Annotated in this window: 7 protein-coding genes and 1 pseudogene; 7 read left to right on the top strand and 1 reads right to left on the bottom strand. The window is 69.0% G+C overall.

Going from position 1 to position 10,783, the window contains the following annotated elements; translation table 11 throughout:
- The 3 genes and pseudogenes from ACZ4LX_RS11255 to cimA form a co-directional block, all read left to right on the top strand.
- Positions 1-320 (top strand): annotated as a pseudogene (locus tag ACZ4LX_RS11255) (hypothetical protein); the annotation flags it as partial.
- 81 nt (positions 321-401) lie between these two features.
- Entirely contained in the window at positions 402-1,733 is a 1,332-nt protein-coding gene (locus ACZ4LX_RS11250) for an MFS transporter (protein WP_467641081.1), read from the top strand.
- A gap of 279 nt (positions 1,734-2,012) precedes the next feature.
- Positions 2,013-3,620, top strand: a complete 1,608-nt coding sequence (cimA, locus tag ACZ4LX_RS11245) for a citramalate synthase (RefSeq protein WP_467641079.1) — start codon at positions 2,013-2,015, stop codon at positions 3,618-3,620.
- A 135-nt stretch (positions 3,621-3,755) separates the two neighbouring features.
- Here cimA and ACZ4LX_RS11240 read toward each other — a convergent pair whose 3' ends face one another.
- Positions 3,756-5,624 carry a ricin-type beta-trefoil lectin domain protein gene (locus ACZ4LX_RS11240; protein ID WP_467641076.1) on the bottom strand — a complete coding sequence of 623 codons (1,869 nt, stop codon included), beginning with the start codon at positions 5,622-5,624 and terminating at the stop codon, positions 3,756-3,758.
- 291 nt (positions 5,625-5,915) lie between these two features.
- Here ACZ4LX_RS11240 and ACZ4LX_RS11235 point away from each other — a divergent pair, with 291 nt between their 5' ends.
- The 4 genes from ACZ4LX_RS11235 (at position 5,916) to ACZ4LX_RS11220 (ending at position 10,781) form a co-directional block, all read left to right on the top strand.
- Positions 5,916-6,890, top strand: coding sequence for a LacI family DNA-binding transcriptional regulator (locus tag ACZ4LX_RS11235; protein ID WP_467641073.1), 975 nt, complete (start codon positions 5,916-5,918; stop codon positions 6,888-6,890).
- 148 nt (positions 6,891-7,038) lie between these two features.
- Positions 7,039-8,715 (top strand): ABC transporter substrate-binding protein, encoded by a 1,677-nt coding sequence (locus ACZ4LX_RS11230; protein ID WP_467641070.1) that lies wholly within the window; start codon positions 7,039-7,041, stop codon positions 8,713-8,715.
- A 24-nt stretch (positions 8,716-8,739) separates the two neighbouring features.
- A complete protein-coding gene (locus ACZ4LX_RS11225; protein ID WP_467641068.1) occupies positions 8,740-9,804 on the top strand; it encodes an ABC transporter ATP-binding protein in 1,065 nt (354 codons plus the stop codon).
- Positions 9,801-10,781, top strand: coding sequence for an ABC transporter permease (locus ACZ4LX_RS11220; protein ID WP_467641065.1), 981 nt, complete (start codon positions 9,801-9,803; stop codon positions 10,779-10,781). Before ACZ4LX_RS11225 ends, ACZ4LX_RS11220 begins: the two co-directional genes overlap by 4 nt.
- Positions 10,782-10,783 lie beyond the last annotated feature (2 nt).

Here is a 10,783-nt window from a genome sequence, read left to right as displayed (position 1 = left end):
GCGGGCTCGAGGACCTGCGCGGGAGCGGCGTACGGGCGGTCAACACCTGGGACTTCGCCGAGCAGGACCTGCCGGAGGGCGGCGGGCACGCGGTGTGGTCGCGCACGCGGGCCACCACCTGGCGCGGGCCCGGCGACGTGGGGCTGTTCCGGCGCGCGCCCGCCGACTCGCCCGCCGCTCCGGCAGACCCGGTCGGCCGGGCCCCGGGGACGGCCGCGCCCCGCAGGGCGCGCCCTTCCACGCGGTCCACCCGTCGCAGTGCCGATCGAAGACGGTACGGACGAACCGCCGACCGCCCCACTGACGTCACCCGGTCGTGAACGCAACGCACGTAAGTACGCGCGATCGTTGCGCCGGGCACTCTTGTTGAGCTCCCGGCTGTTCCGGCACGGTGGCCAACCATGGGACGAGAGCAGTGGAAGAAAATCTGGGTCGGCTCCGCCGGCAACATGGTCGAGTGGTTCGACTGGTTCGTGTACGCGACCTTCGCGGTGTACTTCGCGGACTCGTTCTTCCCCGAAGGCAACGAGACCGCCAATCTCATGAACACCATGGGCATCTTCGCCGTCGGCTTCTTCATGCGGCCGGTCGGCGGCTGGCTGCTCGGCCGGATCGGTGACCGCAGAGGCCGCAAGGCCGCGCTCACCCTGACCGTCACCCTGATGTCGGCCTCCGCGATCCTCATCGCGATCGCGCCGACCTACGACGTCGCCGGATACGGGGGCGTCGCCGTACTGATGCTGGCCCGGATGCTCCAGGGCCTCTCCGTCGGCGGCGAGTACGCGGCCAGTGCCACGTACCTCACCGAGGCCTCCGCACCCGAGAAACGCGGCTTCGCCTCCAGCTTCCAGTACGTGTCCATGACCGCCGGACAGCTCGTCGGCCTCGGCCTCCAGATCCTTCTGCAGCGCAACATGTCCGAGGCCGCACTGCACAGCTGGGGCTGGCGCATCCCGTTCGTCGTCGGCGCGCTCGGCGCGGGCATCGTCTTCTATCTGCGCCGATCCATGCTGGAGACCGAGGTGTACGCCGATTCCGGCGCCGCCGAGCAGGAGGACCGGGGCACGCTGAAGGTGCTGTGGCAGCACCGGCGCGAGGCGTTCCTGGTGATGGCCCTGACCATGGGCGGGACCGTCGCCTACTACACGTACACGACCTACCTCACGAAGTTCCTCTCCAAGAGCGCGGGCATGGACAAGTCGACCGCCTCGCTCGTCAGCTTCTGCGCGCTGTTCGTCTTCATGTGTGTCCAGCCGCTGGCCGGCATGCTGTCCGACCGGATCGGCCGCCGTCCGCTGCTGATCACCTTCGCCGTCGGCTCCACCTTCCTGACCGTGCCGATCATGACGATGCTCAAGCACGCCGACACCTTCTGGCCGGCCTTCGGCCTCGCCCTCCTGGCGCTGCTCGTGATCACCGGCTACACCTCGATCAACGCCTGTGTGAAGGCCGAGCTCTTCCCGACCGGCATCCGCGCCCTGGGCGTCGGTCTCTCGTACGCCGTCGCCAACGCGCTCTTCGGCGGCACCGCCGAATACGTGGCCCTGTGGTTCAAGAACGCCGGCATGGAGTCCGGCTACTACTGGTACGTGGCGGGCTGTGCCGCGGTCTCGCTGGTCGTCTACCTGACCATGCGGGAGACCCGTGACATCGACCTGAACCGGGTCTCCGGCACACCGGCCGGGGAGAAGGCGCCCGTGGCCGGAACGACCAGCGTCACGCCCGCATCCTGAGACGGGGCGGGGCACGGAGGCGGTCCTGTGCCAGACTGCCTCCGTGTCCTCGTTCGTCATGATTATCGGCAACAGGCGCGCCGGTCCGCAGTGACCGTTCCGTACCACCATGTACGGCACGGCCATCGTGCCCCAGACCCGCGCGCAGACCTCTCGCACCCGCGAGGGGTTTTTTCGTTTTCCGGCCCTCACCACCGGCCGGGGCGAGGCGCGCGGGATGATGGGGGCAAGTGGAATCAGATCGTCCGGATCCACTCATCCGACAGGAGTCAGACCAGCATGACCACCAAGGCCAAGGCCACCGACGACAGTTTCCATGTCTTCGACACCACGCTGCGCGACGGTGCCCAGCGTGAAGGCATCAACCTGACGGTCGCGGACAAGCTGACCATCGCCCGGCATCTGGACGATTTCGGCGTCGGCTTCATCGAGGGCGGCTGGCCGGGGGCCAACCCCCGCGACACCGAGTTCTTCGCCCGCGCGCGCCAGGAGATCGACTTCCGGAACGCCCAGCTGGTCGCCTTCGGCGCGACCCGGCGGGCCGGCGGCAAGGCGTCCGAGGACCCGCAGGTCAAGGCGCTGCTGGAGTCCGGCGCCCCGGTGATCACCCTGGTCGCCAAGTCGCACGACCGCCATGTGGAGCTCGCCCTGCGCACCACACTGGAGGAGAACCTGGAGATGGTGCGTGACACCGTCTCCTACCTGGCCGGCCAGGGACGCAGGGTCTTCGTCGACTGCGAGCACTTCTTCGACGGATACCGCGCCAACGCCGAGTACGCCAAGGCCGTCGTCAAGGCCGCGTCCGAGGCCGGAGCCGCCGTCGTCATCCTCTGCGACACCAACGGCGGGATGCTGCCGGCCCAGGTCCAGGCCGTCGTCACCACCGTGCTGGCCGACACCGGCGCCCGCCTCGGCATCCACGCCCAGGACGACACCGGCTGCGCCGTCGCCAACACCCTGGCCGCCGTCGACGCCGGAGCCACCCACGTCCAGTGCACCGCCAACGGCTACGGAGAGCGGGTCGGCAACGCCAACCTCTTCCCCGTCGTCGCCGCGCTGGAGCTCAAGTACGGCAAGACCGTCCTGCCCGAGGGCGCGCTCGCCGACATGACCCGTGTCTCGCACGCCATCGCCGAGGTCGTCAACCTCACGCCCTCCACCCACCAGCCCTACGTCGGCGTCTCGGCCTTCGCGCACAAGGCCGGACTGCACGCCTCCGCGATCAAGGTCGACCCCGACCTGTACCAGCACATCGATCCCGCGCTGGTCGGCAACACCATGCGGATGCTCGTCTCCGACATGGCGGGCCGCGCCTCCATCGAGCTCAAGAGCCAGGAACTCGGCATCGACCTCGGTGGCGACCGCGAGCTCATCGGCCGCGTCGTCGAGCGGGTCAAGGAGCGCGAACTCCGGGGCTACACCTACGAGGCGGCCGACGCCTCCTTCGAACTGCTGCTCCGTGCCGAGGCCGAGGGCCGGGTGCGCCGGTACTTCCGCATCGAGTCCTGGCGCGCGATCGTCGAGGACCGCCCCGACGGCACCCACGCCAATGAGGCGACCGTGAAGCTGTGGGCCAAGGGCGAGCGCATCGTCGCCACCGCCGAGGGCAACGGCCCGGTCAACGCGCTGGACCGGGCCCTGCGCGTCGCCCTGGAGCGGATCTACCCGCAGCTCGCCAAGCTGGAGCTGGTGGACTACAAGGTCCGCATCCTGGAGGGCCGCACCGGCACCGACTCCACCACCCGCGTCCTGATCACCACCGGTGACGGCACCGCCGACTGGGCGACCGTGGGCGTCGCCGAGAACATCATCGCCGCTTCCTGGCAGGCCCTGGAGGACGCGTACACCTTCGGGCTGCTGCGCGCCGGGGTGGAGCCGACGGAGTAACGCGGACGGAGGGGCGCGCACGCGCCCGGACGGCCGGCCGGTTCCCCGGCCCGCGGTCCGGGCGCGTGCGGTCCGGGCCTGTGCGATGAGGGCTTGTGCGGTCCGGGCTTGTGCGGTCCGGGCGTGCGAGGACGGCTACCCCAGGTGCCACTTCTGGTTGACCGCCCCGGTGCACGTCCAGATCTGGGTGCGGGCCCCGTTCTCCGTCGACCGGTCGGTCACGTCCAGGCACTTGTCGGCGGCCGTGTTGACGACATCGCCCGTCGAGGCGTTGTACGTCCAGCGCTGAGCCGAGGAGCCGTTGCAGGTGTACAGCTGGACCTTCGCACCGTCCGCCGTGGAGCCCGACGTCACGTCCAGGCAGGCGCCGAGCGTGCGGATGGAGCCGTCGCCCCGCACCGTCCAGCGCTGGTTGGCGGCGCCGGTGCAGTCCCAGAGCTGGACGGGGGTCCCGTCGGCGCCGGTGTTGCCCGTCGCGTCGAGGCACTTGCCGCCGGGGCCGGACAGGGCTCCCGACGCGCTCTGGCCCCCGGACTGCGTGCCCGACCAGGTGAAGGTCGCCGATGTGCGGGCGGGCAGGGAGTAAGTGAACTTGCTGCCACCCCAGTTGACCGTCATCTGCTGAGCCGAGCCGCCGCCGTTGTACGCGATCAGTGCCTTCGATCCGTCCGGGTTGCGCCAGGCGACGTTGGGCACGGCGGAACTGGCCGTGGAGGAGATCCGGGAGGCTCCCGGGCGGACGAACCCGGTCAGATGGCCCATCGTGTAGTACTCGATGTTGTAGTCGACCTGCCCGCTCCTGCCGTCCCCGTCGTGGACGGTGATCAGCCCGTCGCAGGTGCCGCAGCCGCCGTTGTGCGGGCCGCGGTTCTGGTCCACCGCCAGCGACCACTTGGTCACCGACTTCGCCCAGTTGCGGGTGTAATCGATGATGTTCAGCATGTCCTCGCGCTGCTGGTCGGCGATCCAGGTGCCACCCGAGTGCTCGGTCTGGAAGGCGTCCGTCGACGGGTACTGGTCGTGCACCGCGGTCTGCTTGGCGATGTCACCGCCGTACCCGTGCCACGCCACCCCGCCGAAGTTGGGGTGGTTGCGCACGGCGGCGTCGTCCACCGTGGCCGAGGCGTACGCGTCGTAGGTGTCCCAGTTCCAGTCGTGCGCCAGCACCTTGGTGGCCAGGCCCGCGGACGCCAGCTTCGGCAGCAGCTCGCTCTTGGTGAAGTAGGCGAGCCCGGAGCCGTTCCAGCTCATCGAGGGGTAACCGCCGCAGCACGTGGGCTCGTTCTGCGCGGTGACGTAGTCGACCGGAACGCCCTGGTCCCGGTAGGCCTGGAGGTACTTCACGAAGTAGTCGGCGTACGTACCGTAGTTCTCCGCCTTCAGCCAGCCGCCGTTCAGCTCCCCGCTGTCCTTCATCCAGCCGGGCGCCGTCCAGGGGGAAGCCACCGTCGTCAGGGCCGGGTTGAGCTGCCTGGCCTGTTTCGTCAGCGGCAGCACGTCCTCCAGATCGTGTGCGATCGAGAAGGACGCCAGCGACGGGTCGGTCTGCCCGGCGGGCATGTCGTCGTAGGTGTACCCGTACCGCGCCAGGTCCGAGCCGCCCATCGGGTTGCGTACGAACGAGAGCCCGATGCCCTCCGTGGGGGAGAACAGCTTCTTCATCGTGGCGTCCCGGGTCGCCTGGCTCAGCGCCCCGCTGCTCTTCATCAGGTACGCGGCGGTGTCGGTGAACGAGGCGCCGCCGCCGGTGAACGTCTGGTAGCGGGTGTTCTCGTCGACCGTGATGTTCGTACCTCCGCCGCCGTTCCCGGCGTCGAAGGCGATCGGGGTCTGCTTCTCCAGGCCCCGGGTGACATGACGGCCCCCGGAGTCGTCGGTGGTGGTCAGGGCGATGTTCACCGTCTCGCCCGCGGCCTGCGCGGCGGGGGAGGAGAGTCCGGTGAGGCCTGCGGTGGCGAGCGCTGCGGCGAGCAGTGCCCTGACCGCCCTTCCTGAACGGATCATGGCTGATGCCTTCCTCGGCGGGAGCGTGGGGGAGGTGCCGTGGGACGACACCGGAGTGAACTGCTCCTGGGTGCCCACGTCAAGAGCCTGTGCGTTCAGGAATTGAACGCGAGCGGCTTTCCCGCTGCTCGGAAGATGGGTACGGACCAATCTCGACGTGAAGTATTGACGGCCTTGTTCCAGCGGGGTTAACTCACGCCACCAACGCCGGTACCGGTTCCGGAACCGGTTGCGGTACCGGTTCCACCGTCGTCCGTTCGCTCTGTCCCGTTGTGTCCTGGAGGCCCTCCGATGCGTGTCACCATCGCTGATGTCGCCCGTGAGGCCGGCGTCAGCAAGACGACCGTCTCCCGGGTCATCAACACCAAGGGCGAAGTGGATGGTTCGACGGCCGCCCGTGTTCGTGAAGTGATCGCACAGCTCGGCTACGTGCCCAGTTCGGGCGCCGTCGGTCTGGCCCGCGGCAGCAGCCGTACGGTCGGCATGCTGGTGCCCTCCCTGACCTGGCCGTGGATGGGCGAGGTGCTTCAGGGCGTCGTCGACACCGTCGAGGCCGCCGACTACGGGCTGCTGCTCTTCACGTGCAACCGCGGGGCCGAGTCCGTGGAGCGCTTCACCAGCCAGGTGTCGGCGCGCGCCTTCGACGGACTGGTCGTGGTCGAACCCGAGAACACCATGGACCATCTCACCGCCCTGCACCGCGCCGGCCTGCCGATCGTGCTGATCGACGATCGCGGCCACCACCCCGAGTTCCCCTCCGTCGTGACCACCAACCACGAAGGAGGCGCGTCGGCGGCCCGCCATCTGCGGGACGCCGGCCGCACCAGGCCCCTGGTCATCACGGGCCCGCAGGACTTCGGCTGCGTACGCGACCGGCTGGAGGGCTTCGTCTCCGTGCTGCCCACCGACCTCGTCGTCCGAGGGGACTTCACCGAGCGGTGCGGGCGGCTCGCCGTGGAAGAACTCCTCGCCTCCGGCGTCGAGTTCGACTCCGTGTTCGCGCACAACGACATCACCGCGGCAGGCGTCCTGCGGGCGCTGCGCGCCGCGGGCCGGACCGTGCCCGGCGACATCGCGGTGGTCGGTTTCGACGACATCCCGATGGCCGAGCACACCGAACCGCCCCTGACCACCGTGCGCCAGCCCACCCGGCAGATGGGTGAGACAGCCGCACGGATGCTGCTCTCCCACCTCGGCGGCACGCCCGTACCCGACGCACCGGTCGTGCTGCCCACCGAACTGGTCGTGCGCCACTCGGCGCCCTAGCGACGCGGGCCGCCCCGCACCGCACCCGCAGAACCCGCACCCGTCCCGCCCGCACCGCCCGTACGCACCCGCACCGTCCGTACCCGGCGCGCCGAGCGCTGCCCGTTTCCGGATCTTCCAGACCCGCCAGTCCCTTCCTGGAGTCGCCATGTCCGCACGCCGTCACCACACGCTCCGAGCGGTCGCGCTCGCCACCGCGGTGGTCGCGCTCGCCGCCGGATGCTCGTCAGCCAACTCGAACCGCGGCAAGAGCGGCAGCGGCGCCTCGGGCGTCCTGACCCTCGGGAAGCCGGACGGGCCGCAGACGAACAACAGCAACCCGTTCCTGAACACTTCGGCGGGCGCCACCCTCGGCTACCGCTGGATGATCTACGAGCCGCTGGCCATGACGAGCCAGATCCGGCCCTCCGACAAGGCCGACCCGTGGCTGGCGACCGACTGGAAGTGGGACCTCAACTACACCAAGGTCACCTTCACCCTCGACGACCGCGCCAAGTGGGCCGACGGAAAGCCGCTGACCGCCGAGGACGTCGCGTTCACCTTCGGCCTGCTGAAGAAGCACCCGGCGCTCAACGCCGACGGCATCGCGTGGGGCGGGGTCGAGGTCCAGGGCAAGAAGGTCGTCCTGACCTTCGACGACTCTCAGTACGTCAACCAGAACAAGATCATCCAGCAGTACATCGTGCCCAAGCACATCTGGGAGAACGTCAAGAACCCGGAGACCTGGCCCAACCGCACACCGGTCGGCTCGGGGCCGTACAAGCTGAAGACGTTCACCCCGCAGACCACCACGCTGACCGCCACGCCCACCTACTGGAAGGGCGCGACGAAGGTCAAGGAGCTGCGCTACAGCACGTACAACGACAACAGCGCCGCCACCACCGCGCTGGCCGGCGGCAAGCTGGAGTGGTCGTTCGTCTTCATGCCGAACTACAAGCAGCTGTTCATCTCCAAGGACCCGGAGAACCACAAGCTGTGGTTCCCCTCCGGGCTCGGCATCCACGGCCTGTGGTTCAACACCGCCCGCAAGCCGTTCGACAACCCCGCGCTGCGCAAGGCCATGGCGATGGTGGTGGACCGCAACGCGATCTACACCCAGGCCGAGGCGACCCTCTACCCGGAGATCACCAACCCGACCGGCATCCCGCTGCCCGCGGGCAAGTCCTTCATCGCGCCCGAGTACCGGAACGCGACCACCGAGCCGGACGTCGAGGGCGCCAAGAAGGTCCTGGAGAAGGCCGGCTTCACCCTCAGCGGCGGTGTGCTGAAGGACCCGGGCGGCAAGCCGGTGAAGCTCACCTTCACCGACCCGGCCGGCTGGAACGACTACATCACCGGTCTGGCGATCATCAAGGACAACATCAAGAAGATCGGCATCGAGGCCAAGGTCAAGACGCAGACCGCCGAGGCCTGGGGCGCGGACGTGGCCAACGGCAACTTCGACGCCACCCTGCACTGGACCAACAGCGGCGCCACCCCGTACGACATGTACCAGAACATCATGGACGGCGCGCTGCTCCAGCCGATCGGAAAGCCCTCCCAGCAGGGCAACTTCGGCCGCTTCAAGAGCACCGAGGCGACCGAGGCACTGAAGGACTTCGCAGGCGCCACGACCGACACCGCCCGCACCGCGGCGATGAACACCCTGCAGAAGATCATGGTCGAGCAGGCGCCGATGATCCCGACGGCGGCCGCGCCCATCGGAGCCGAGTACTCCACCAAGAACTGGGTGGGATGGCCCACCGAGGCCGACCCGTACGCCGACCCGCAGCACACCCAGCGCTCGGCGCTGGAGATCGTGCTGAAGCTCAAGCCGTCGAAGTAGCACCCAGGGATCCAGGTACCGGCCATGTCTGAACAGCTCGAAAAGAACCACGTCGTGCTAGAAGCGCGCGGAGTCACCAAGCACTTCGCCGTACGGCGCACCGGCCGCGATCTCCTCGCGGGCAAGCGCCGAACCGTCCACGCCGTCGACGACGTCTCGCTGCGACTGCGGCGCGGCACCGTCACGGCACTGGTGGGGGAGTCGGGCTCCGGGAAGTCCACCGTCGCCAGACTGCTCGCCCAGCTGTATCCGCTCACCGAGGGCGAGATCCACCTGGACGGCCAGGCGGTGAAGGCCGGACGTGGCCGGTCCTTCCGCGGTTACGTACGCCGGGTCCAGCTCATCTTCCAGGACCCGTTCGCCTCGCTGAACCCGGTGCACACCGTGCGCTACCACCTGACCCGCGCCCTGAAGATCCATGGCAGGGCCGGCAGCGGCGACGCCGAACTGGAAGAGAACCTGACCGCTCTGCTGAACCGGGTCCAGCTGACTCCTCCTCATCAGTATCTGGACAAGTTCCCGCACGAGCTGTCGGGAGGTCAGCGCCAGCGCGTGGCCATCGCCCGCGCGCTCGGCGCCGACCCCCAGGTCCTCCTCGCCGACGAGCCCGTCTCGATGCTGGACGTCTCGATCCGGCTCGGGGTCCTCAACCTGCTGAAGGACCTCAAGGACCGCATGCACCTCGCGATCCTCTACATCACCCATGACATCGCGTCCGCCCGCTACTTCGCGGACTCCACCCTCGTGATGTACGCGGGCCGGATCGTCGAGGGCGGGGACAGCGAGACCGTCACCCAGCACCCCGCCCACCCCTACACCCAGCTGCTGATCGCCTCGGCGCCCGACCCGGACCGGGTGGCCGGCGAGGAGGAGCAGGAGGAGACCGGCAGCGGCGAGCCCCCGTCGCTCATCGACCCGCCGGCCGGCTGCCGGTTCCACCCCCGCTGCCCCAGGGCGATGGAGCGCTGCCGCACCGAACTGCCCCCGCGCTTCGACCTCGCCGACGGCCAGTGGGCCGCCTGCTGGCTGTACGAAGGATCCGCCGGCGCGGCCCCCGCCGACGACCACGAGAAGGAGGCCGCGAAGTGAAGTACCTGCTCCAACGGCTCGCCTTCTACCTGGTCACCGCCTGGGCCGCCATCACCATCAACTTCCTCATCCCGCGCATGATGCCCGGCGACCCGGTGCAGGCCCTCATCGCCCGCTTCCAGGGGCAGCTGGACACCAGCGCCATCGCCTCGCTCAAGGCCCTGTTCGGCCTCGACGAGAAGCAGTCGATCTGGCAGCAGTACACCGACTACTGGTCGCACCTGTTCCACGGAGACCTCGGCCTCTCCTTCACCTTCTTCCCCACACCGGTGAGCGAGGTCATCGCCCAGTCGCTGCCGTGGACGCTCGCGCTCGTCGGGATCACCACGCTGATCAGCTTCGTGCTCGGCACCGGCATCGGAGTCTTCACCGGCTGGCGGCGCGGCTCCTGGCTGGACAGCCTGCTGCCCGTCACCACGTTCATCTCCGCCATCCCGTACTTCTGGCTCGGCCTCATCGCCATCTCACTGTTCGCCGTGAAATGGCCGCTCTTCCCGGCCGCCGGCGGCTACGACAACGCGCTGGTGCCCGCCTTCGACTGGCCGTTCATCTCCAGCGCGCTCTACCACGGGGTGCTGCCCGGCCTCACGATCGTGCTCAGCGCGGTGGCCGGCTGGATCCTCGGCATGCGGAACATGATGGTGACGGTGTCGAGCGAGGACTACGTCATGGTCGCCCAGGCCAAGGGGCTCTCCGAACGCCGGGTGATGTTCGGGTACGCCGCCCGCAACGCGATCCTCCCCAACATCTCCGGCTTCGCCCTCTCACTCGGCTTCATCGTCGGCGGCACGCTCCTGGTGGAGATGGTCTTCTCCTACCCGGGCATCGGCTACCAGCTCTTCCAGGGCGTGGGAGCCAAGGACTACCCCCTGATGCAGGGCGTCTTCCTCATCATCACGCTCTCCGTGCTCGCGGCGAACCTCCTCGCCGACGTGCTCTACATGGTCCTCGACCCCCGTACCCGAAGGGAGGCCTAGGG

This window comes from Streptomyces sp. NPDC026062, from assembly GCF_055568375.1.
The sequence above is the reverse complement of the archived record's forward strand: the minus strand, read 5'-3'. Positions and strand labels throughout refer to the sequence as shown.